Origin of the sequence: Sphingobacterium lumbrici (genome assembly GCF_006476045.1) — a bacterium.
In the GTDB taxonomy this organism is placed as follows: Bacteria; Bacteroidota; Bacteroidia; order Sphingobacteriales; family Sphingobacteriaceae; genus Sphingobacterium; species Sphingobacterium lumbrici.
In genome coordinates this window covers 205,264-227,420 of sequence record NZ_SRZY01000023.1, presented here as the reverse complement: position 1 = coordinate 227,420, position 22,157 = coordinate 205,264, and the positions used below count along the sequence as shown (strand labels likewise).

General features: G+C 38.4%; 24 protein-coding genes. 15 read left to right on the top strand and 9 right to left on the bottom strand.

The features are described 5' to 3' along the window. Positions 1-16 precede the first annotated feature (16 nt). Positions 17-586, top strand: a complete 570-nt coding sequence (locus E4F24_RS06345; protein WP_140937827.1) for an anthranilate synthase component II — start codon at positions 17-19, stop codon at positions 584-586. A 79-nt stretch (positions 587-665) separates the two neighbouring features. Further along, a complete protein-coding gene (gene trpC, locus E4F24_RS06340; RefSeq protein ID WP_140937826.1) occupies positions 666-1,448 on the top strand; it encodes an indole-3-glycerol phosphate synthase TrpC in 783 nt (260 codons plus the stop codon). Between the two features lie 25 nt (positions 1,449-1,473). Here the strand turns inward: trpC and E4F24_RS06335 are convergent, their stop codons facing one another. Beyond that, a complete protein-coding gene (locus E4F24_RS06335; RefSeq protein WP_140937825.1) occupies positions 1,474-1,668 on the bottom strand; it encodes a hypothetical protein in 195 nt (64 codons plus the stop codon). 385 nt (positions 1,669-2,053) lie between these two features. On the opposite strand from E4F24_RS06335, the gene E4F24_RS06330 reads away from it, so the two are divergent. After that, entirely contained in the window at positions 2,054-2,794 is a 741-nt protein-coding gene (locus tag E4F24_RS06330; RefSeq protein ID WP_140937823.1) for a lysophospholipid acyltransferase family protein, read from the top strand. Here E4F24_RS06330 and E4F24_RS06325 read toward each other — a convergent pair. Then, positions 2,791-3,921, bottom strand: a complete 1,131-nt coding sequence (locus E4F24_RS06325) for a glycosyltransferase family 2 protein (protein ID WP_235891164.1) — start codon at positions 3,919-3,921, stop codon at positions 2,791-2,793. The genes E4F24_RS06330 and E4F24_RS06325 overlap by 4 nt on opposite strands. Continuing rightward, positions 3,905-4,879, bottom strand: a complete 975-nt coding sequence (locus E4F24_RS06320) for a lysylphosphatidylglycerol synthase domain-containing protein (protein WP_140937821.1) — start codon at positions 4,877-4,879, stop codon at positions 3,905-3,907. Before E4F24_RS06320 ends, E4F24_RS06325 begins: the two co-directional genes overlap by 17 nt. Before the next feature lie 93 nt (positions 4,880-4,972). Here E4F24_RS06320 and ruvC point away from each other — a divergent pair, with 93 nt between their 5' ends. Then, on the top strand, positions 4,973-5,536 hold the full coding sequence (gene ruvC, locus E4F24_RS06315) for a crossover junction endodeoxyribonuclease RuvC (protein WP_140937819.1): 564 nt from the start codon (positions 4,973-4,975) through the stop codon (positions 5,534-5,536). On the opposite strand, the gene E4F24_RS06310 is transcribed toward ruvC, so the two are convergent. Continuing rightward, positions 5,533-6,576 (bottom strand): hypothetical protein, encoded by a 1,044-nt coding sequence (locus tag E4F24_RS06310; RefSeq protein ID WP_140937817.1) that lies wholly within the window; start codon positions 6,574-6,576, stop codon positions 5,533-5,535. The two genes, ruvC and E4F24_RS06310, sit on opposite strands and share 4 nt — an antisense overlap. Positions 6,577-6,992: 416 nt before the next feature. On the opposite strand from E4F24_RS06310, the gene E4F24_RS06305 reads away from it, so the two are divergent. The 5 genes from E4F24_RS06305 (at position 6,993) to E4F24_RS06285 (ending at position 12,210) form a co-directional block, all read left to right on the top strand. Further along, positions 6,993-7,463 (top strand): Lrp/AsnC ligand binding domain-containing protein, encoded by a 471-nt coding sequence (locus E4F24_RS06305; RefSeq protein WP_136821493.1) that lies wholly within the window; start codon positions 6,993-6,995, stop codon positions 7,461-7,463. A gap of 102 nt (positions 7,464-7,565) precedes the next feature. After that, positions 7,566-9,434, top strand: a complete 1,869-nt coding sequence (mutL, locus tag E4F24_RS06300; RefSeq protein WP_140937815.1) for a DNA mismatch repair endonuclease MutL — start codon at positions 7,566-7,568, stop codon at positions 9,432-9,434. Positions 9,435-9,451: 17 nt separating this feature from the next. After that, entirely contained in the window at positions 9,452-10,180 is a 729-nt protein-coding gene (locus E4F24_RS06295; RefSeq protein ID WP_140937813.1) for a rhomboid family intramembrane serine protease, read from the top strand. Positions 10,181-10,219: 39 nt separating this feature from the next. Beyond that, positions 10,220-11,098 carry a rhomboid family intramembrane serine protease gene (locus tag E4F24_RS06290; RefSeq protein ID WP_140937812.1) on the top strand — a complete coding sequence of 293 codons (879 nt, stop codon included), beginning with the start codon at positions 10,220-10,222 and terminating at the stop codon, positions 11,096-11,098. Next, positions 11,098-12,210: an endonuclease/exonuclease/phosphatase family protein gene (locus tag E4F24_RS06285; protein WP_140937811.1), complete on the top strand. Its 1,113-nt coding sequence runs from the start codon at positions 11,098-11,100 to the stop codon at positions 12,208-12,210. The genes E4F24_RS06290 and E4F24_RS06285 overlap by 1 nt, the downstream gene beginning before the upstream one ends. On the opposite strand, the gene E4F24_RS06280 is transcribed toward E4F24_RS06285, so the two are convergent. After that, complete coding sequence (locus E4F24_RS06280) at positions 12,200-13,813, bottom strand: S41 family peptidase (RefSeq protein ID WP_140937810.1); 1,614 nt, start codon at positions 13,811-13,813, stop codon at positions 12,200-12,202. The two genes, E4F24_RS06285 and E4F24_RS06280, sit on opposite strands and share 11 nt — an antisense overlap. Before the next feature lie 143 nt (positions 13,814-13,956). Between E4F24_RS06280 and E4F24_RS06275 the strand changes: the two genes are divergently transcribed. The 3 genes from E4F24_RS06275 (at position 13,957) to E4F24_RS06265 (ending at position 16,542) form a co-directional block, all read left to right on the top strand. Then, positions 13,957-14,526 carry a hypothetical protein gene (locus E4F24_RS06275; RefSeq protein WP_140937809.1) on the top strand — a complete coding sequence of 190 codons (570 nt, stop codon included), beginning with the start codon at positions 13,957-13,959 and terminating at the stop codon, positions 14,524-14,526. A 79-nt stretch (positions 14,527-14,605) separates the two neighbouring features. Further along, entirely contained in the window at positions 14,606-16,009 is a 1,404-nt protein-coding gene (gene fumC / locus E4F24_RS06270; protein WP_140937808.1) for a class II fumarate hydratase, read from the top strand. Positions 16,010-16,068: 59 nt separating this feature from the next. Further along, positions 16,069-16,542: a fumarate hydratase gene (locus tag E4F24_RS06265; protein WP_235891163.1), complete on the top strand. Its 474-nt coding sequence runs from the start codon at positions 16,069-16,071 to the stop codon at positions 16,540-16,542. A 36-nt stretch (positions 16,543-16,578) separates the two neighbouring features. Here the strand turns inward: E4F24_RS06265 and E4F24_RS06260 are convergent, their stop codons facing one another. Both E4F24_RS06260 and E4F24_RS06255 read right to left on the bottom strand, forming a co-directional pair. After that, positions 16,579-17,679, bottom strand: coding sequence for a toxic anion resistance protein (locus E4F24_RS06260; RefSeq protein WP_140937806.1), 1,101 nt, complete (start codon positions 17,677-17,679; stop codon positions 16,579-16,581). Positions 17,680-17,692: 13 nt separating this feature from the next. Continuing rightward, positions 17,693-18,478 carry a hypothetical protein gene (locus E4F24_RS06255; protein WP_140937805.1) on the bottom strand — a complete coding sequence of 262 codons (786 nt, stop codon included), beginning with the start codon at positions 18,476-18,478 and terminating at the stop codon, positions 17,693-17,695. Positions 18,479-19,124: 646 nt separating this feature from the next. Here E4F24_RS06255 and E4F24_RS06250 point away from each other — a divergent pair. Genes E4F24_RS06250 through E4F24_RS06240 form a run of 3 tightly spaced genes read left to right on the top strand, consistent with a single transcriptional unit; the run spans position 19,125 to position 20,461 of the window. Continuing rightward, on the top strand, positions 19,125-19,400 hold the full coding sequence (locus E4F24_RS06250) for a DUF2089 family protein (protein ID WP_140937804.1): 276 nt from the start codon (positions 19,125-19,127) through the stop codon (positions 19,398-19,400). Further along, positions 19,390-19,875: a hypothetical protein gene (locus E4F24_RS06245; protein ID WP_140937803.1), complete on the top strand. Its 486-nt coding sequence runs from the start codon at positions 19,390-19,392 to the stop codon at positions 19,873-19,875. Before E4F24_RS06250 ends, E4F24_RS06245 begins: the two co-directional genes overlap by 11 nt. Then, a complete protein-coding gene (locus E4F24_RS06240; protein WP_140937802.1) occupies positions 19,865-20,461 on the top strand; it encodes a hypothetical protein in 597 nt (198 codons plus the stop codon). The genes E4F24_RS06245 and E4F24_RS06240 overlap by 11 nt, the downstream gene beginning before the upstream one ends. A gap of 20 nt (positions 20,462-20,481) precedes the next feature. Here E4F24_RS06240 and E4F24_RS06235 read toward each other — a convergent pair whose 3' ends face one another. Together E4F24_RS06235 and E4F24_RS06230 are read right to left on the bottom strand one after the other, a co-directional pair. After that, positions 20,482-21,192: an SDR family NAD(P)-dependent oxidoreductase gene (locus tag E4F24_RS06235; protein ID WP_140937801.1), complete on the bottom strand. Its 711-nt coding sequence runs from the start codon at positions 21,190-21,192 to the stop codon at positions 20,482-20,484. Then, positions 21,193-22,122: a lysylphosphatidylglycerol synthase transmembrane domain-containing protein gene (locus E4F24_RS06230; RefSeq protein ID WP_140937800.1), complete on the bottom strand. Its 930-nt coding sequence runs from the start codon at positions 22,120-22,122 to the stop codon at positions 21,193-21,195. Positions 22,123-22,157: the final 35 nt, after the last annotated feature.

Below are 22,157 nucleotides of genomic sequence, written 5' to 3'. Positions count from 1 at the left end.
AATAATTAATAATTCCATGAGCAATAAAATATTAGTCATAGACAATTATGATTCCTTCACTTACAATTTAGTTCATCTTCTACAGGAATTGGATCAAGACTATGATGTCGTGAGAAACGATAAATTCGAGTTAAAGGATATAGAAGCGTACGATAAGATTTTGTTATCGCCAGGACCTGGAATTCCTAAGGAGGCGGGACTTTTGTTAGATGTCATTCGTATGTATTCGTCTACTAAGAGGATTTTGGGCATCTGTCTCGGTCAGCAAGCCATCGCTGAAGTGTTCGGAGGTACGCTTTTTAATATGCCAAAACCATTGCACGGGGTCGCTACCGATATTATTGTGACGGATGACAGCGAAAAATTATTTCAGGATTTTCCCCGGGATTCTAAGATTGGTCGTTACCACTCTTGGGCTGTAGACAGAGAGGGTTTGCCTCCTTCACTTAAGATTACTGCATTGGATTCCAATGGAATTATCATGGCGTTATCGCATAGGGAATACGATGTTAAAGGGATGCAATTTCACCCTGAATCGATTCTGACGGATAACGGTAAGTTGTTAATCGCAAACTGGCTGAAATAGTTCCTATTTGTCATCCCGACTTTGGAGGGATCTTAAAACTATAGCGTATATCATCTGTAAATTACCCCTTTTAAAAAAAATGACCATTTTAGATAAAATTGTAGCTAAAAAAAAGATAGAAGTTGCTGCTGCAAAAGCAAACGTTTCTTTATCGGAATTAGAAAAACACCCGCTGTTTGGTCGAACCTGCTATTCACTTAATGAATCGGTGTTACAGGCCGATCGAACAGGAATAATAGCAGAGTACAAACGTGCTTCTCCTTCCAAAGGAGTAATCAATGCGCTCTCTTCCGTTCAAGAAGTGGTGAAGGGCTATCAAGATGCTGGAGCATCTGCCGTTTCGGTATTGACAGATCCTGATTTTTTTCAAGGGAGCTTAGCCGATCTGACGGCTGCCCGCGAGGTGCTGACAATTCCGTTGTTGAGAAAAGAATTTGTGATTGATCCCTATCAAATTGCGGAAGCGAAAGCCTATGGTGCGGATATTGTTCTGTTGATAGCCGCTTGTCTCACATCTGAAGAAATCAATAATTTCTCCTCTTACGCTAAATCGTTGGGCTTGAATGTGCTATTAGAAGTGCACAATGAAGAAGAATTGAACCGTAGTATATTTTATACGATAGATGCGATAGGTGTTAATAATAGAAACTTAAAAGATTTTTCGGTATCGCTCGGTCATTCTTATGATTTGGTAAACAAGATCCCGGATCATTTTATCAAGGTTTCTGAAAGTGGGATCTCCGATCCAACCACTATTCGAGCATTAAAACAGGTTGGTTATCAATCGTTTTTGATCGGAGAGAATTTCATGAAAACAGATAATCCTGCGGGAGCGATGCAGGAGTTTGTAAAGGAGTTGTAGTGTTAAGTTTAAATGAAGGTTTTTCTTAAGCAAATTTCCTTTGTCGCTTGGACCTTTTGGCCGTAAGGATAGTGCCTCCCTTTGCCATTGCCAAAAGCTTCACAGGCGACATTTTTCGGGAATGTGGGGATAGTGCATTTGTAGTACAGCTATATTCCTCATCTGAATTAAAAAAAACGACCTTAGCAGATTTGGACGAGTAGGCAGCAGATGATGCCATGCAGAAAGATTCGAGTTTGTACTTTCCAAGCAGGTCTCAGCCTTTGAAATAGGATAGTGCGCCGGAGACCTAAGAGCTACGCACTGCATCATCGCCTCGTCGGAACAACAAATCCGGTACAGCCTTGATTATCTTCGATGAACTCGCAAGCTCGGTTTGTTTGCTTCATTATTCATCAAAGGAATAAAGAAGACCCTGTCGTAGCAACGACGGATAGGTAATGCGAGGGACAAAAACTGATTAAGAAAAACCTTCATTTACATCAGCACCCCTTACTAAAACTAAAACACAAAAGCTAATTTTCTTGATGCCTCGCAATTTGATTTATGCACCTTCGCTAAAAAAGTTAATAAATTTTTCTAAGTTTGCGACTTTGTAACATATTATGAGAAAATTTGCAGGCTACTTCTTAACTCCTATTTTTTACACCTGTTTCGCACTGGCGCTAATATTATTTCATCCGATTCAATGGTTATGCTTAAAGATTGGCGGATACACTGCACATAAAAAAAGTGTCGATATCCTCAATTTCATTTTAGTCGCCTGTAATTATACGTTATTCAACACGGTAAAGTTTAAAGACAATAAAAATCTGCCAACCGGCCAACCGATCATTTTTGTTGCAAACCATCAAAGTACATTTGATATTCCACCACTCATTTACTTTTTACGCAGATTTCATGGAAAATTCATTTCCAAAGTAGAATTAGTGCACGCCAATATCCCAAGTATCTCGTTCAACTTAAAATACGGTGGTGCCGCTAATATTGACCGCAAGGACCCCAAGCAATCCATTACCGAGATACTAAGATTGGCTAATAATATAAAACAAAAAAGATGGTCTGCATTTATATTTCCAGAAGGAACCCGTACTAAAACAGGCAAGATGAAAACATTCTCTGTTGGTGGAATTGCAACCTTATTGAAGAAGAATCCGGATGCTTTAGTAGTCCCAATCGTAATAAATGGCTCCTATTTAATGGTGCAATACGGTATGTTTCCACTTCGTCCGTTTACCCCATTATCCTGGGAAGTCCTGGAGCCATTACAGACCGCCGGACTAAATGCCGAAGAGATTGTAAAGTTAGCCGAAGATACGATACGACTCAAAGGGGAGCACGATTAATTTACGTTTCGACCTTTCCAATCGTATTTACCGATATTTCCCGCAAGGCCGATATATACAATGTAAAAAGAGTGTATAATTGAGAGCAAAGGCAAGAATTTTAACAATGAGGTACGATCTGCAAATCTTGTAAGGGGGATCATAAATATAAACTCCGTCGTTATCTTCAGCGCAAAAGCCGTCAACAACACCCAATTGCAATACGGTAATTGAAAGAGAAAATAGAACAAGGAAGCGATTAAAGCCAAGTTAAAAAACCAAATAACTATACCTAGAAAGACAACTCTCTTATCCTTATATTTTGTGCTTTTTGATGCCCAACGTTTACGTTGGCTGATAAAAGACTTCAAATCAGGCTTGGCATCCGTATAGACGACAGCTGCCAAAGATTTACAAAAACCGATCCTGTCGGCATATTTTTCGGCTACTTTATGCAAAAAAAGCTCATCATCTCCAGAAGCCAACTCATCAATACCTTTGAAACCACCCATTTCATAAAACACATCTCTGCGGTAGGCCAGATTTGCTCCATTACACGTAGTAGGAATTCCATTCCCAATCCCCGCGGCTCCCAATCCAATCAGATATAGAAATTCCAATGTCTGTAGTTCTTCAAAAAAACTCTTCTCTTCAGAATAGATCACCGGAGAAGAAACCATATACGATTGATGTTCCTCAAAATACTGCACAATAGTTTTCAACCAATTCGGGCCCATTCTACAATCTGCATCTGTTGTCACGATGATCTCCCCTTGAGACTTTTCAATCGCCTGACTGATTGCATATTTTTTATACGAATTCAGGGTATCCCCCACATTAAGACGAATCAGCTGTACACCCCAATCAGCATACGAAGACACGATGGCGGAAGTACGATCGGTTGAATGGTCGTCAACAACAATAATCTCGATAAGTGACTTTGGAAAGTCCTGAGCCAATAAGCAGTCAATCGTACGGGCGATATTTTGCTCTTCATTTCGTGCTGCGATTAAAATTGACACCCGTGTACCGACATCTTTTGACGAGTAGAAAAAAGGGATACCCGACCACCCCCTTCGCATGAAGAGAATCAATAACATGTAAATCCCCGCAAATAGGATTAATATAGAATTAAGAATTGTTGTCACCTAAATAATTTACATTCAACACAAAAAAAGAACCAATAATAGCTGGTAGTATCAAATTGACAAACCAAATGCAAGAAACGATCGCCATTACGGCAATCTCCTGCGTGGTAATATAACCGTATAGATTACTTGCTACGAAACTGCGGACACTAAAATCAAATATATCCAAAGAAGGGACAGCAGATTGGACAAAGAAAAGGATAAAAATCATCAATACCATAGAAACAAAAGGTAATTCCGGCAAAAAAACCAACATAAGAATTACGTATTGCGAGGTAAAAATAATAAAGCGTGCAGCAGAAATTAGCAACACCTGCAACAATTCCACCTTTGTAAAATCCTCCAATATAGAAAAGAAAGATTTTACCTTATCCAATACTTTAATTTTACCCACCATATAATCCACCCAATGCACATTAAAGTAAAGGATGATGAAGGCCAGGGCATATATTAGCGCTATAACCCAAACTCCAAAAGTAACGGATACCGGTGTCTCGAGAAAAGTAGAAACAAACCAGGCGATACTCAACGCACCAAAAACACTGGTTAACACCAACTGACCAAAAAGACCTACCCCCATCGCTACCGCACCTCTAACTCTATTTTCAGGCTTTAGCAATAGAACACGACCACCGTATTCCCCAATTCGATTGGGTGTAAAGATTGCCCAAGTCAAGCCACAGAAGACAGACTTTGTAGCCTTCCAAAAACCTAGCTTCTCAATACTTCGACTTAAAAAGATCCATTTTCCTACCTCCAAAAACCAGTTTACCAGCATTAAGACTATTATAGAAGCCATGGTCCAATACATGGTCACGGTGTCCACTCCGGAGAGCAAATTTTGAAATTCAGAAAGGTTCTTTTGGTTATTAACTTTACTGTAAATAAACCAAAATGCCAATCCTACGATGGTAATCTTAATGCAGTAATTGAGATATTTTTTCTGGCTTTTAGTCAACGCTTTTTCAAATCAAAGCACAATTTTACTAAATTTTATGTAATTAGATGGAGATATTCTAAAACAGCGTATCTATTTACGTAATATTGTACCATGCAAATGGAGAAAGCGAAGGAAAGAATCATATTAGGCATCGACCCGGGAACGGCGGTATTAGGTTACGGCATCATAAAAGAGCTGGGAAGTAAAATTACACTAGAGACTTTGGGCGTGATTAAAATGAACCATCTGGATGACCATGGTTTGAAACTACAGCGCATCTTCAAAAAAACAACTGCGCTGATCGAACAATATAAACCCGACTGTGTCGCTTTAGAAGCACCCTTTTATGGTAAAAATATTCAGGTCATGCTAAAATTGGGCCGAGCTCAGGGAGTAGCTATGGCAGCCGCCTTGAATTTTGACATTCCGATCTTCGAATACTCCCCACGTAAAATCAAACAATCAGTGACAGGACATGGCAATGCCAGCAAAGAACAGGTCGCAGCCATGCTACAAACACTTCTCGGATTTAAAGAAACTCCCGAATTTCTAGATGCTACAGACGGTCTGGCGGTAGCAGTTTGCCATTCCTTTCAACAAAAAACGGTCTTTAAAGGTAAATCATACTCCGGATGGGAAGCCTTTGTAAAAGATAACGAAAAACGTTTACGCTAAAGCTTAACTTGACGAATAACGTTCTTCACATTCAGTTCTACAATATCTGTCATCGTTTTACATTTATGGTAATTTTCATTTTGATGGAATACGGCATACCCCTCTCTAAGTTGCTTAATATTTTCTTCCGTCGACAACTGCTGTGTTTTAGAAGCATCCCGTAAATCTTTAATACGATGACGCTCGCTACGTACCCGATGTACAATAGAAGATCTTTCTTCCTGCTGATACTGCAATACTGTTTTTTCGGTAAGATGTTCCATAGACAGTTTTACATAGGGGAAATTTTCTTTAAAGAATTGCGGCATATATACCTTGGGATTCCCTTCAAAAAATTGCTGATCAAAATCGATTGCACGGATTCGAAATTGGAAATCATCAAAATCAGGAGTGATTTGCATAACAAAATTATAAGCACGCATATCCCCTAACAAAGAAATAATACAGCGTTCGTTAAATTTCACAAACTCTTTCGCAATACGCGTTTGGTTATAATCAGGTGTATACATCCTCCCCTTGCTAAATAGGTCCCCAGGTATACCTACAATATGCTCTTCTACCAACGTATCCCGATCGTAGATATAGTTCACCTGGTTAGGTGACAGAATCTCCTCCAATTCCAATCCATAAATCCGTGACGCATCAGCCTGCTTAATGTAAAAATAATCGTACACGTCATTCAAACGATTTATAATTCGGATTCGAAAAGGCCGCGTATTTCCAAAAGCACAATACTCTATACGATCAATAATTTTATGTTGAACGATCCGTGTATTTCCTGACGCTTTAAGTTGCGCATAAATTATCTTTAAGCCATCGTATAATTGATCTTGAAGATAGGGCGGGTAAAGAGGGGTTTCCCAAAAAGTATCGTTCCCAAACTTATCTACAACGGGCATTGTCTCTTGAAAATTCAACAGATCAAAATAAGACATAGGAAGTTTCCCATCACGCTGGTACAACTTGAGATATTTAAACAACCCCGGTGCTACGGGATATATTGGTTTCTTTCTAGAGATCTTTACATCTTCGACTTCCATAAAACACAGCGAATTAACTACGTTAAAGATACAAATTAATTAACGGTTGAGATAAGGTAAATGCAAGCGTATCGTAAAAAATTTACAATTTTAAAACGTTTTTTATAATAAAATAGAAAACATTTCACAATTTTTGTTGTTATTTTTGCAAAAATCTTAATGACAAATCAAGGCGAATGATTGGAATAAAAAGAAGAAGCTCTCCGGGCGAAGAGCTTCGACGCTAACCAATTATAAACCTATGTTATTTTGAGGAAGTAACATGATATTTTTAAAAATATTTATCATTTCGTCCATTGTGATGAAACAAATATACATAAACAAATGATTTTTTTACAAATTTTATATTTTAATTTTGTATTATTTTCATAATTTTTAAAAATTATATTTTTTTATATAAAAATAAGACCATATTCATGGAAAAAAACTATACAAATTACGATTTAGACAATTTAGATGTCCAAATTTTATCAATTTTAATGGAAGATGCATCAATTCCATATACAGAAATAGCAAAAAAGCTCATAGTTTCAGGTGGAACCATACATGTTCGCATGAAAAAGATGGAAGAATTAGGAATAATTCACGGATCTAACTTAATTATTAACCCACAAAAGGTTGGATTTGACATAACTGCCTTTCTTGGCATCTATTTAGAGAAGGGCTCACAGTATTCCGATGCTGTAGAGCAATTACGACAGGTAAAAGAAGTGGTAGAATTACATTATTGCACAGGACAATATAGCATGTTTGCCAAAATAGTATGCCGTGATACCGCACACCTACGTAAAGTATTGAACGAAGATATTCAGGGATTGAAAGGAATTCAACGTACAGAAACAATTATATCTCTAGAAGAAAGTATAAAAAGACAGATCACGTTATAGGACACATATCCTCAAATAAGCGTATTCGCGGATATTGATATCCGCGAATGCGCCAATCGGACTTAGATAAGATGAAGGTTTTTTTCGTAACTTCGCAATTGTATGTCTGATATTATACAATTACTTCCAGATTCTGTTGCCAATCAAATTGCCGCGGGAGAAGTCGTTCAGCGACCTGCCTCCGCAGTTAAAGAATTGATAGAAAACGCAATTGATGCGGGGGCCGGCCGGATTAAACTCATTGTCAGAGAAGCAGGAAAAGCCTTGGTTCAGGTAATAGACGACGGATGCGGAATGAGCATAACGGATGCTAGACTCTGCTTTGAACGACATGCTACAAGCAAAATTCGAAAAGCGGAAGATTTATTTGCCATCCGTACGATGGGATTTCGTGGTGAAGCTATGGCATCCATTGCCGCTATTTCACAAGTTGAGCTCAAAACTCGTCGCGAAGCAGATGAACTCGGAACAATTATACAGATTGAAGGCTCCAAAGTCGTAGACCAATATCCCGAATCTTTGTCCACCGGCACAAGTATTTCAGTAAAGAACTTATTTTACAATATACCTGCTCGACGCAATTTTTTAAAAAGCAATTCCGTTGAGATGCGTCACATTATCGACGAATTCCAACGCGTTGCACTAGCTCATCCCGAAATATTCTTTAGTCTACACAGTGATGGCAATGAAATTTTTCATCTAACTGCCGGCACCTTAAAACACCGGATCGTCCATCTTTTCGGCAACAATTACAATCAGCGCCTCGTTCCAGTTGAGGAAGAAACTACTATAATTAATGTAAGTGGTTTTGTAGGAAAACCCGAATTTGCAAAGAAAACCCGTGGTGAACAGTTTTTCTTTGTCAACAAAAGATTCGTCAAAGACCCCTATCTGCATCATGCAATTATGAATGCTTATGAGGAAATCTTACCAGCTGACTCGTATCCTTTATATGTACTTTTTATTGAGATTGATCCCTCAAAAATTGACATTAACGTACATCCCACAAAAACGGAAATTAAATACGAAGACGAGAAAGCAATCTATGCTATTTTGAGGTCAGCAGTAAAAAGATCTTTAGGAAGATATAATATTGCCCCTTCATTGGATTTCAATCAAGAAACCAGTTTCAGCAATTTCATCACACAGAAGCCGCTAGACGAAATCCAAATGCCTACTATTTCTTTTAACCCGAATTTTAATCCCTTCGAATCGGATCAACCTACCACAGCTTCGCGATCAAGCAGCTATGCTGCCGGCTTAGAAAAAAAAACCGGCATTCCCCAGAATTGGGATACACTTTATCAGATAACAGAACAGGAATCTACAGAACAACTCCCACTTCACCCTTTTGACAAAGACCAATCTGAGGAGAAGAACATACAGAAGCCAGAAAGCAGAAAGCAATTCTTCCAAATTCATAACCGCTATATCGTTTCTCAAATTCATTCGGGATTCCTGTTGATTGATCAACAAGCGGCACACGAACGTATCCTATTTGAGCAGTACAAAGAACACTTGGACGACAACAAGGGATCTAGCCAACAAAGTCTATTTCCGCAGACGGTAGAACTCAGCATTGGAGATTTCGAATTAATGACGGATATCTTACCGGAGTTACATACCTTAGGCTTTCAACTGAGACCTTTCGGAAAAACTACGTATATTGTGGATGGAATTCCGGCAGATTTAGGCAATAATGTAAATGAGGCCAAAATTATTGAACAGCTTTTGGAAGATTTTAAAAACAATAAATCTGAATTGAGGCTTAATAAAAGAGAAAACCTAGCCCGTAGCCTCGCAAAAAGTGCAGCATTGAAAAGCGGAACTGTCCTCGACAATGAGTCTATGGCGGATTTGATTGATAAATTATTTGCCTGTGAAAGTCCAAATATATCTGTTCATGGAAAACCAACGTTAATTACGTATACATTACAGGAGCTTATGGAAAGATTTGATAAAATACAATAGAACACTATAATTTATATATGAATAACCTATTTTCAAACTTAACACAGGTTGTAAAAAACCTGCTTATTATAAATATTATCTGTTTCGTGGGATCAATGATTTTCACACCAGCGAATAAATTATTTGGTGTTTATTATCCCGATTCACCATCTTTTCAAGTTTGGCAGATTATCACCTATATGTTTATGCACGGCGGTATTGGTCACATCTTCTTTAATATGTTTGCGCTTATTATGTTCGGACCAATTATTGAAAGAGTGTTCGGCTCCAAAAGATTTTTAAATTATTACATCATCTGTGGGTTGGGCGCTCTAGTATTACAATACGGTGTTCAGGCTTGGGAAGTAAACGAAATACTAGGAACTCCGTTTGGCAAAGACCAATTGGTGTATTATAGTCAGGGAAATTTTTCAGGATACGTACCCAGTTCCTCTTTAAATCATCTGTCTCAAGTAGATATGAATACTTTGGTATCGATCTATAATGTACCTATGGTTGGTGCCTCGGGAGCTATCTATGGTTTATTGCTCGCTTTTGCTATGCTGTTCCCTAATTTAGAATTACAATTACTCTTTATTCCTGTTCCTATTAAAGCAAAATATTTTGTACCCGGACTAATTTTGATCGAAATATATTTAGGTTTCTCCCAATCAGGTTCTTCTATTGCACATCTTGCTCACGTAAGCGGAGCGTTGTTTGGCTTTCTTCTAATCAAAATCTGGGGGATTAAAAGGGGTTATCATTAACAGATATGAAAGAGAATATAAAAAACTAACAATATGCAGATGAAAGAGAATGTCTTAAAATCCTTTTGGAGAGACACCTATACCACCTCTTCTCCTATTCCACATATCATTACAATTCAAGTTATATTATTTGTCTTGATCCATGTTGTCGATCTACTCAGTTTTTCAGACATCGTTGCGAGCAATTTGTATGATGATGTCGTTTCTACACTTAGTCTTCCGGTATCATTTGCTGAGTTTTTATCACAACCCTGGTCATTAATTACACATCCTTTTATTTATCAGGGTTTATTCAACATACTTTTCGATTGCCTGTGGTTGTATTGGTTTGGAAACATATTTTTAAACTTCCTGAATAGAAGACAATTTTTATATGTTTTCATCTCAGGATTAGTGCTGGGTGGTCTCTCCTATTTATTGTTCGGGAATGTGCCTTTTTTAGCAAACAATCTTCAAAACCAACTGAACACCAATACACTCGGACTAGCAGCTCTCATCAGTGCTACAGCACTGCTATTACCCACATACGAAATACGGGTTTTTATTATCGGCAATATACGGCTCCGCACCATAGCTATCATTTATCTTGGTCTACAGCTTGGAATGTACGCCATCTCCGACCGAACAGTTGCGATAGCGTATCTTGGTATGATTTTATTCGGTTTAGCGTTTATGTACGAATTAAAAAAAGGCCATGATTGGAGTAGGTTTTTTCACAAAAAGTTGACACGGCGTAACTTAAAGATTGTCTATAAGAACGAAAATACAAATGCACTTTCGCAGAAGAAAGAATATTCGGATGTACCGAACCAGGAGACTATCGACCAGATATTGGACAAAATTTCAATGAGCGGCTACGAAAGTCTGACTTCTCGCGAAAAAGAAATATTATTCAAAGCAAGTAAGCAAGATCAATAATGTCGGCAGGAAGAGTTTTTCGTCAAAAACTTGGCTTTTTTAGCAAGTCAATATTTACCGCTAATTTATTAGCAGTAATAGCCTTGCTATTGAGTTATTCCGCAGCATATATCGATCCGCAGTCTTTTTGGCCAATAGCCTTCTTTGGCTTGGGTTATCTCCCCATTCTACTCATTAATCTAGGCTTTGTCATTTACTGGTTTGTACGGAAACAACGGTATATGCTATTGAGCTTACTCCCTATATTGATTGGATGGAATTTGATGAGCAAACATATCAATTTCAAGAACAAAAACGACAAGATTATTCTCAAAGCAGACAGTAATCTCCGTGTAATGAGCTTCAATGTCCACTTGTTTCAAACAACAGACAACAATAAAGAGACCTTCAAAACTGAAGCTATCGAGCTGGTAAATACCGTAAATCCGGACATCGTATGTTTCCAGGAATTTTATAGTAAAATAAAAGGAAAGACACAATTCACAAAAACTTTGAAAGAAGAAGGTAATTTTGAGGGATATTATTTCGAACCTGCTTCGAAAAACGATCATGAAGGATACGGCCAAGCCATTTTTTCCAAGTATCCGATCATAAATCACGGCACCATACTCCAAAATGAGTACGGTATCAACCGTATTATCTTTGTCGATATACGTCGCGAAATTGATACCCTGCGGATTTACAACGTACACTTACGCTCCTTTGCCTTACAGGATGAGGATAAAGAATTTATCCAGAAACCGACGGGTCAAAAAGTGAAAGACGAGGAAACAACAAAGCGTGTAGGAAGAAAGTTAAAGCAAGCCTTTACCCACAGAAGTGATCAAGCAAAATCTCTTCGCGCGCATATTGATACGTCACCCTATCCCAGTATAGTAATGGGAGATTTTAATGACACACCAATGTCCTATAGTGTAAATATAGTAGGTAAAAACATGAACAATGCCTTTCAGGAAAAAGGCTTCGGGTGGGGTGTTACACACTACGCAATGCTCCCCATATTTCAAATAGACTATATTCTATGTGGCAAAAAATTCAAAATTGATAATTACGGTATTGTGAAGGAGCGGTTTTCGGATCATTACCCCATTTGGGCAGATGTTAATCTATAGCCGGGTCAGTAGCAATCAATATACGAATGGCCTGTTCGACGTAATTGTCATACCTATTCTTAACTTTGAAATACGCTTCTCTTCCAAAATAATATCTCCCGACGATAGCTTCAATATCCGATTGGATAAGCTCCAATAAATCTTTCCCTTTTCGATCATCAATTACGATATTCCTATCCTTTAAATACGCCAAAAAAGCAATGTATTCTTGTTGAGGCAAGTGATACCCCTGTAAAAAATTCTCAATAGAATACGCCGGAAGCTTCTTTGTAAAACGCTCATAAACAAATTGTTCCAAGTAACTTGATTGTGAAATCTGCTGATACAACACACTGACAGCATTCGAGTCAATGGAAATCTCAATATCCGGACTGATCCCCCCTCCACTAAATAGTTCTCTACCTGCCATCGTTCTATAGATTTGTGCGTGCGCAAAAGTAGTGTCCAGCATCCACAGCCCATTATACATACTCGAATAATCGATCATACTTGACCAATTAGCTGTATATTTCTTTTGAATACTTCTGCCTAAGGGTGTATAGTATCTTGAAATACTCAAATTAACCCGGGATCCATCTGAAAAATCAAATTGTTCCTGCACAATACCCTTACCGTAAGAGCGTCTTCCGACGATAGTCCCCCGATCCCAATCTTGTACGGCACCTGCTACAATTTCGGATGCTGAAGCAGTATATTCATTGATGAGAACAACCAATTTACCATCTGTATAAACCCCATTCCCGTCCGAAAAATATTCCCTCTTATTTTCATGTGCCCCCCTAGTATACACTAATACTTTCTGCTCGTTAAAGAACTCACTGGCTAATCTAATAGCAATATGAAAGTATCCACCTCCATTATCCCGCAAATCGAGAATAAGACTTTGAGCACCCTGCTTTTTTAGCTCCGTTATTGATTGTCTAAAATCCTCAGCTGTCTTCAACCCAAATCGACGCACTTTAATATAGCCCACAGTCGGCTTGATGAGATAGGCCACATCGATAGAACTTACACTAACCTGATCTCTTATAACTTTATACGGAGAAGGCATTAATACACTATCACGAACTACATAGAGTTTTACACCGGAGCCTTTCTTCCCACGTATCAACCTATCAACCACCTTTTGCGCGATATTCCTGCCCGAAACTTGCGTAGAATCTATGGTGATAATACGATCACCAACCTTTAATCCCGCTTTTTCGGACGGCCCATTTGTAATGAGCCCAACGACCAACAAGGTATCATTTAGATTAAAATATTCCAGACCAATCCCCTCAAATGTACCTTCCAAAGCTTCACTTTGGGCTTGCGACTCATTTGCTAAAAGATAACTAGAATAAGGATCCAAATGCGAGACGATGTGATTGATAGCTCCATTCTGAAGTGAGTCCAGATTTAGACTATCAACATAGGTATTGGAAAGTAGATCTAAAACCTGTTGGATTTTATACGAATTGTCCGAAAAACCAATAGGTACTAAAGAGCTACTTGGGTTCTTACCTTGTTGATCGGCATAATTTTGCCCCAAGATAAGCCCAAGTAATAATGTAGCTCCATACGTAGCTGCTACGAAAATATTACGTCTAGTACCTTTTTGCATGTAAACAAATGAGACTGTAAAAGTAATTAGTTATTTTAATTTCTTCAGCAAGAATAATTAACTTTATCCTACAAAATGAGTTCCAAATTATTTTACAGGATTACATAGTTTGGAGTAGTAGAACCTTAATCGAAAAACGATACGTGCACGAATTAGAACCATATTACAATTGGCGCCATGATTATATTTCATCTGAGGATGAGCGCTCCCCATTTTACGGAACGATTCATAATGAATTTGAATACGACAAACAGATTTACAACTTCTTATTACACCCGCAATGGGATCATTTTGGATCACAAACCCTTTATTTAAAAGTTATTTACGTGGATTACGATCGCGGATATACCGTGATTGAATTAATCGGCGAATGGAATGACACCATTTACAACGATATCATGATCCTCAAACGGGAAGTCATAGACCTCATGATAAGTGAAGGTATCACCAAATTTATACTCATCGGGGAAAATGTACTCAATTTTCATGCTTCGGACGATTCATACTACGAAGAATGGTTTCAAGATGTAGAAGATGGCTGGATCGCAGGACTTAACTTTCGAGCACATGTGATTGAAGAATTTAGAACACATAATATTGACTACTATATAAACTTTGGAGGGGTATTTGATCAAATGCCCTGGCGCACCTTGAATCCCAAACAACTGTATCACCATGTCAACGAACATCTCTCTCGGCGATTAGGCACATAATTCACTAATCTTTACGTTTGTATTTTGAATTCAGTAACTTTGTACTACATGTTTATTTTTAACTTTTTACTTAACATATATGTCATTCAGAATAGAAAAAGACACAATGGGCGAAGTTCAAGTGCCCGCAGACAAATACTGGGGAGCACAAACTGAACGTTCACGTAACAACTTTAAAATTGGCCCTTCGGCTTCTATGCCCAAAGAAATCATAGAAGGTTTTGCATACTTAAAAAAAGCCGCCGCGTATGCTAATCACGAGTTGGGGGTATTATCTGTCGAGAAACGCAATGCTATTGCTGCTGTTTGTGATGAAATATTAGCCGGAAAGTTAGACGATCAATTCCCTCTTGTAATTTGGCAAACAGGTTCAGGTACACAGTCTAATATGAATGTCAATGAAGTCGTTGCAAACCGTGCTCAGGTATTGGCTGGCGGTAAAATTGGTGAAGGAGAACCTGTACTGAAAGCAAATGATGACGTAAACAAATCGCAATCCTCGAATGATACGTATCCTACAGGCATGCACATCGCAGCTTACAAAGCTGTAGTTGAGGTGACGATTCCTGGGGTTGAAAAATTACGGGATACCCTGAAACGCAAATCAGAAGAGTTTATGAATGTCGTAAAGATTGGTCGTACACACTTGATGGACGCTACTCCGTTGACTTTAGGACAAGAACTATCCGGTTATGTTGCACAATTAAATTATGGTTTAAAAGCTGTTAAAAACACCTTAGCACATTTATCTGAATTAGCTTTAGGAGGTACGGCAGTTGGAACAGGATTAAATACACCTGATAGTTATGATGTCGTCGTCGCTAAATATATTGCGGAATTCACCGGACATCCGTTCGTAACCGCTGAAAACAAATTCGAAGCATTGGCAGCACATGATGCAGTCGTGGAATCCCACGGAGCCCTGAAACAATTAGCAGTTTCCTTAAATAAAATCGCAAATGACATTCGTATGTTGGCTTCGGGACCTCGTTCGGGTATCGGCGAAATTTTAATCCCTGAAAATGAACCAGGCTCTTCTATTATGCCCGGTAAAGTAAACCCTACACAATGTGAAGCACTTACAATGGTAGCGGCACAAGTAATGGGGAATGATGTTGCGATCACCATCGGCGGTACTCAAGGACATTACGAACTTAATGTATTCAAACCTTTAATGGCGGCAAACTTTTTACAATCGGCGCGCTTAATTGGCGATGCCTGTGTTTCGTTTGACGAACACTGTGCACAAGGTATTGAGCCTAATTATACACGCATCAAAGAACTGGTAGATAATTCATTGATGTTAGTGACCGCATTAAACACAAAAATCGGATACTATAAGGCTGCCGAAATCGCTCAAACCGCGCACAAAAACAACAGTACACTGAAAGAAACAGCGATCTCTTTAGGATATGTAACTGCCGAAGAATTTGATGAGTGGGTAAAACCTGAAGAGATGGTAGGCACCTTGAAAATAGTCTAGTGGGCAAATACCTTAATAAATATTTTTTTTTAAAAACATACCTACTTTCCATAATAGGTATGCTTTTTAGTATAGTTGGTTGCCAACGTCATTCTGAAATGCAGACAGAAGGAACTTCTTATCTACACGGTACATGGGTGCAAGATAGTATTCCTCATCAGGATCGCATGCTCAATTATACCCTACACGAATTTACTTTTTCCTGTGATTCAGTGTACACTACTATGCACGTACATGCTAAAACGAAGACAATGCCGGATAGCTGTTACAAAAATGGAAAATGGACGGAATACGCGAAAGCTGTTTATGTTGTGCGGGAAGACAGTATGATTGTAGAAGGCATTTATACCAAAGAAAACTGGAAACAAAAAGTTTCAGGGTGCTATAAACAAGGTCAGTACCTACCACGATTTAAAATTGTTCACCATTCCGCGGATTCTGTTGTACTGGAAAACAAATTTGATTTGCGGCCAATCGTGTTGCGCAAAGTCGCGGATCTCATCTGCATTCCTAAAAAAAGATGGGAAATGTAATAATAAACTAGAAAAAGCAGCTTTAGGCTGCTTTTTCTAGTTTATTAATTTTGTATCATCCGAAGATTTGAGAATATTCTGTTTTAATTCTGTCTCTGCCTGTAACAATTCCTGTTCTACTACCTTCCTTTTTTCACGACCTTCACGTTGGATCTGCAATACCTGCTCGATCGTCTGAATAATATCGGAGTTCGCCTTTTTAATGGTTTCGATATCGACGATCCCTCGTTCTGTTTCACGCGCAATATTTACGGTAGACTCCTTCAGCATTTCGGAATTCTTACGCAGCAGTTCGTTCGTCGCGTCTGTCACCGCCTTTTGTGCCTCTAATGCTCGCTGTGAATGTGCAATTCCTAACGTCAATACCATTTGATTCTTCCAAAGGGGAAGCGTATTCACGATACTCGATTGTACTTTTTCCATTAACGAGCTACTGTTACTTTGGATCATACGGATCTGTGGCGCAGTCTGTAATACCACCATCCGCGTCAGCTTCAAATCGTGTATCTTCCGTTCAAAACGTACCACATGCTGCTCCATATCCTTGTAGGCCTGAACCTTATGTTGATCACCCGTCTCTTCAGCTTCCTGTTTCATCTGGGGCAATACATTGGTATGTACGTCCCGCAATTTCTCTTCCCCCGCCGCAATGTGTAATGACAATTCTTTAAAATAATTCTGATTCTCCACAAACAGCTTATCAAAAATATTGACATCTTTTAATAAGGTTTTATAATGTCCCTCCAATTTCAATTCAATCTGATGGATATTTTTCTCTACCGAAGCATACTCGGTACGCATACGCTGGATCTTCTTCTTCATGTTATCAAAGAATGGAATCAACGGTTTCTTTTTCAGATTCTCATCAAAAGATTTAATATCTGAACGAAGATTCAATAAGATATCTTCTGCACCGCCCATATCTTTTGTCCGAACCTGCTTCAGTATCTCGTTTGAAAAATTGCTCACCTTCGTTTGACTCGATACGCCGAACTGTATAATATCGGTCGTTGAATTCAGGTTGATTTTATCTCTATACTGCTTGATCAGTGCCTTTTCTTCGTCCGTAAAATTAACTTGGATTTCGTTTTTTTTATCGGCATTATCATCGTATGTCGTTAAATCTATTGTAGCCATAGTTTTAAGTTTCTTATTCTTTTAATAGGTTTCTGTTTTTTAATGTTTGAATATACACATCCGATTCGGCAGATACATCCAGCAAACTTGATTTTATAATATTCGTGACATCTTGTTCGATAGCTATAGCAGCTTGAGCCAATACACTCTCCAGTTTGAGTTTCGAATCGATAGTCACCTGATTATGTAAACGCGTATTTTCAAGTTCATCATATTGGCGGATCACATTAATCACCGTACCATGACGTACCAAAAATTTCTCCGCTTCCATTATATCTCTTTGTTCCAATAAATGGAAAAGACGGATTATTTTATCGATATGCTGATGAATATTTGTATTGTTAATTTCCTTGCGGTAATGCAGCATTTTAGTCACAAAAGATTGTGGGGTTTCCATACTCGCCTGTGCCAATTCGAGACGTTGCTGCTTTTCCACACTTCCGATCCAGGTAAGCGGCCTGACTTCAGCTAGTTCCAATCTTTTTAGATAAGGTTTCGCCTGATTTAATAACAGACCATTACCTAAAATATAAGAAACTACCGAACCACCCAAGGTTAGCAACATCCCTTGAGATATGGCCCCCCAAAAAAATAAAAAAGATCCGAAGAGCGCTAATTCAATCATTAATAAAGCCCAAGCCATTACATACCAAGAGCGCACTTTACTTTTAGACGCTTGAGACATCATGACAAAGGGGTGAATATGAACCGGAAAGGGAAAAAACAGGATAATAGATGTAAATGTCCACATCAGATGCCTTAGTTCCCACGTTTTATTCTTTTTAGTTGCCCAACCCATTCTGCAATTTAATTATTTTTTTATTAATACATCGCAAAAATTAGGCAACATGCCGTTTTTAGTCGGTGAATGGATAGATGTCTTAGTTTAAGGAACTTATTTTTTAATCAGTTTTTGTCCCTCGCATTACCTATCCGTCGTTGCCACGACAGGGCCTTCTTTATTCCTTTGATGAATAATGAAGCAAACAAACCGAGCTTGCGAGTTCATCAAAGATAATCAAAGCTGGTACCGGATTTGTTGTTCCGGCGAGGCGATGATGCAGTGCGCAGCTCTTAGGTCTCTGGCGCACTATCCTATTTCAAAGGCTGAGACCTGCTTGGAAAGTACAAACTCGAATCTTTCTGCATGGCATCATCTGCTACCGACACGTCCAAATCCGCTAAGGCCGTTTTTTTTCACGTATATAACTGCACTACAAATGCACTATCCCCACATTCCCGAAAAATGTCGCCTGTGAAGCTTTTGGCAATGGGAGGCACTATCCTCACGGCCAAAAGGTTCGAGCGACAAAGGAAATTTGCTTAAGAAAAACCTTCATTTTTATTATCCTCTTGCTCCAAAATCAATTCATTAGTAAATAATAGTGATTATATTTTTAATTTTATTTATATTTGTTTTAATAATATTAATATTTAAATATTTTATGATAAAGCTTCCCGTTAAGTGTCCAAGTTGTGATGAACAATTGCGTGTATCGAAATTGGTCTGCTCAAGTTGCGAAACCGAAGTTTCAGGTAAATATAATTTGCCGGTTTTAATGCTGTTAGATGTGGATGAACAGGAGTTTGTTCTTCAGTTTCTACGGAATTCCGGTAGTTTAAAAGAGATGGCGAATCAGATGGGAAAAAGCTATCCTACTGTTCGAAATAAATTAGATGATTTGATAGTTAAACTTAATATGCTGCAAAATGAAGAATAGATGGGTGTATAAGGAAAGTCAGAATTTTTTGACTTGGTGGTTAGTCTTGGTATTTGTCCTTGTTATTGGACTTGGGCTATATACCGGATGGAATGCTAATGGCAATACAGGCTGGCGTGATTTTTCTACCGGATTTTGGATAGGAAGCGGCATTGCGTTGTTGTTTTTGTTCATGCGATTAAGAACGCAGATAGATGAGCGGGGAATTCATATTCGGTTCATTCCTTTTATATGGAAGGAGAAAACATGGAAATGGGAGGATATTGGTAAGGTTCATGTTAAAAAATATTCTCCTTGGGAATATGGAGGATGGGGATGGAGATTTGGCGGGCCGGGAGTGGCATATACGACAAAGGGTTTTTATGGCATTTGGATCGTATTAAAAAATGGTAAAGCCATATTGGTCGGTACACAACACCCTGAAAATGTTCAAGAGTTACTTGATCACTATAAACCGAATAAAGATGAAGCATAATATAGGAAGGTTATTTGCAAATCCATTTGAGGAATATTCCGAAAACGTCTTGTTGACGGCAGGTGTAATGTTCTTTGCTGTCGGTGGATTTTTAGCTTATTATGGACAGTTTGACTATCACGGTATACTGAAGGTTATCCCTACAAACACGTATGATCTTTTTTCGACATTTATCCACCTCCTTGTGAATGTATTGGTGCTAAGCTTATCGTTGTTTTCGTTCGGTTATTTCGTTAATAAAAAAACAAGATTTATAGACGTGTTAAATGTGGTATTGATTTCTTTTATTGTGATATACATGATCGGTTTACTCTCCGTCGTAAGTTTTGCGAAAGAGCTTACGAATAATATATTAAAGGCTATAGAAGATGGTGATATGAAATTATCTACGATCACTCCCTCGGATATGTTTTTGCTGTTATTTTTTTCGTTAATTTCCCTAGCCCTGCTCCTCTATTTTTTCTATCTCATTGTCGTAGGGTTAAAATTTGTTATAAATGCGAAGAAGTTTCATCATGGTGTAGTTATTGTATTAATTGTTTTACTAGCCGACGTGCTGTGTCGTTTTGTTAATGTTAAACTTTAATATCTGAAAGAAGCAACGTGTTAAGGGGTACTATTGGAAACGGGGAGTATTTTTCCGTTGTAGTATTTGCTCCCATTTTGTGCAAATTCGGCTACATATCTTCCCATCTCAAAGGCTAATGTAGCTGCTTCTAGGTTTGGGAAGGCAGCTTCAAACATTTCAGTTTGAGAGGATCCTAATGCGAGACAGTTTACTTTAATGTTTTGATCTTTAAATTCTTCAGCTAAGCATTCTGTTAATATTCCCAAAGCTCCCTTGCTGGCTGAGTATGCACTCAATCCGGGGAATTTTACTGAACCTTGAAAGCCGCCCATACTGCTTATATTTACGATATGACCTCCGTTGGTCATCAACGGGGCAATATATTGTATCATGTTTACATGTCCTAATACATTCGTCTGTAACATCAGGGCGAATTCTTCCGGAGAGGTCTCTAAAAAAGGCTTGTTTACTAAGGCACCGGCATTGTTGATTAAAATGTCAACTGTTTCAAACTTTGATTTGATGAACGGTACCAGCGAGTCTGCATAGTTGTCATACACAATATCAAATTGTGCCGGATATAGTTTTCCACCGTCATAGTTGAGTGATGAAGCAATTTCATGAAGCTTCCGAAGTTTCTCGCCAGATCTTGCTAGAGCGATAACATGGTGTTCTTTATTTGCGGTAAGATCTAAGACGGTTTCGAAACCTATTCCACTGCTTGCCCCTGTGATGATGATATTTGCCATTTAAATTTCTTCGTTTGTATTGTCGTCGTCAATTTCTTGTTCTACTTCTGCTGCACTAGGTAGTTTATCGGCCCCTAGGCGCTGTGGTCTAAATATATAATAGATCCCGGATGTTGCGGTGACTAAAGAGATTACATAAAAAAATAAACTTAAAAGTATTGCTGTATGTTCTTCAATCTGTATGTATTTTGCTGCTTCAAGTGCAAAAAGCTCACGAAGACCTATTCCGCCTCCTATCGAAGGAATAATAGCTACCAGCGACGAAACTAAAAATATCAGTAGGTAGGGTGAGAATTTGCCGTCAAAATTTAACGCATATAGTATAAAAATAGCGCATAAAGTTTGGAAGCTCTGTACAAGTAATGCTTTGATATGTGTTTGAAAAAAACGCTTAGCAAAAGGCTTGAAGAATACATGTAAAAAGGAATAGTAAGATATTGTGCCAATGACAGCCGTTGTAATAGTAGCGGCATGAGGAATAGCAAGGCGAGGCATAAATACAACCAGCGCACAAATAATAATAGCTAAGGCCCAGAGCCCACTTAACCGATCGAAAAATACGGCACTTAATACCTTTCTACCGGAAATATTGTGGTTCTTCTTGAGGAAATATACTTTATACCCGTCACCTCCGATTCCACCCGGTAGAAAAAAATTATAGAGCAGTCCCAGCTGATACAATCGTAGATTGTAACGTTCAGAAAGGATTAAATGTATGGTTTTGAAGAAACTATTGAGCCGGGAGGAGGCTATCGCCTGAGAAATGATATAACTTAATAAGGCCAGAATTAGAAACCACCAGTTGCAATCTACCAATGCAGTCTTTAACTCTACAAAATCAATCTTTCGGGATACCCAATAGAGTGCGCCGGATGTCACGATGACTTTAAAAATATTTTTCGTAATGCTCCAGGCTTTTTTGCTGTCCATTTAAATTGAATATATATTAAGTAGGCAAAAGTAAT

Coding starts and splice junctions, on each gene's coding strand:
- E4F24_RS06345 (WP_140937827.1), top strand. CDS start 17: ATGAGCAATAAAATATTAGTCATAGACAATTATGATTCCTTCACTTAC.
- trpC (WP_140937826.1), top strand. CDS start 666: ATGACCATTTTAGATAAAATTGTAGCTAAAAAAAAGATAGAAGTTGCT.
- E4F24_RS06335 (WP_140937825.1), bottom strand. CDS start 1,668: ATGGCATCATCTGCTGCCTACTCGTCCAAATCTGCTAAGGTCGTTTTT.
- E4F24_RS06330 (WP_140937823.1), top strand. CDS start 2,054: ATGAGAAAATTTGCAGGCTACTTCTTAACTCCTATTTTTTACACCTGT.
- ruvC (WP_140937819.1), top strand. CDS start 4,973: ATGCAAATGGAGAAAGCGAAGGAAAGAATCATATTAGGCATCGACCCG.
- E4F24_RS06310 (WP_140937817.1), bottom strand. CDS start 6,576: ATGGAAGTCGAAGATGTAAAGATCTCTAGAAAGAAACCAATATATCCC.
- E4F24_RS06305 (WP_136821493.1), top strand. CDS start 6,993: ATGGAAAAAAACTATACAAATTACGATTTAGACAATTTAGATGTCCAA.
- mutL (WP_140937815.1), top strand. CDS start 7,566: ATGTCTGATATTATACAATTACTTCCAGATTCTGTTGCCAATCAAATT.
- E4F24_RS06295 (WP_140937813.1), top strand. CDS start 9,452: ATGAATAACCTATTTTCAAACTTAACACAGGTTGTAAAAAACCTGCTT.
- E4F24_RS06290 (WP_140937812.1), top strand. CDS start 10,220: ATGAAAGAGAATGTCTTAAAATCCTTTTGGAGAGACACCTATACCACC.
- E4F24_RS06285 (WP_140937811.1), top strand. CDS start 11,098: ATGTCGGCAGGAAGAGTTTTTCGTCAAAAACTTGGCTTTTTTAGCAAG.
- E4F24_RS06280 (WP_140937810.1), bottom strand. CDS start 13,813: ATGCAAAAAGGTACTAGACGTAATATTTTCGTAGCAGCTACGTATGGA.
- fumC (WP_140937808.1), top strand. CDS start 14,606: ATGTCATTCAGAATAGAAAAAGACACAATGGGCGAAGTTCAAGTGCCC.
- E4F24_RS06265 (WP_235891163.1), top strand. CDS start 16,069: ATGCTTTTTAGTATAGTTGGTTGCCAACGTCATTCTGAAATGCAGACA.
- E4F24_RS06260 (WP_140937806.1), bottom strand. CDS start 17,679: ATGGCTACAATAGATTTAACGACATACGATGATAATGCCGATAAAAAA.
- E4F24_RS06255 (WP_140937805.1), bottom strand. CDS start 18,478: ATGGGTTGGGCAACTAAAAAGAATAAAACGTGGGAACTAAGGCATCTG.
- E4F24_RS06250 (WP_140937804.1), top strand. CDS start 19,125: ATGATAAAGCTTCCCGTTAAGTGTCCAAGTTGTGATGAACAATTGCGT.
- E4F24_RS06245 (WP_140937803.1), top strand. CDS start 19,390: ATGAAGAATAGATGGGTGTATAAGGAAAGTCAGAATTTTTTGACTTGG.
- E4F24_RS06240 (WP_140937802.1), top strand. CDS start 19,865: ATGAAGCATAATATAGGAAGGTTATTTGCAAATCCATTTGAGGAATAT.
- E4F24_RS06235 (WP_140937801.1), bottom strand. CDS start 21,192: ATGGCAAATATCATCATCACAGGGGCAAGCAGTGGAATAGGTTTCGAA.
- E4F24_RS06230 (WP_140937800.1), bottom strand. CDS start 22,122: ATGGACAGCAAAAAAGCCTGGAGCATTACGAAAAATATTTTTAAAGTC.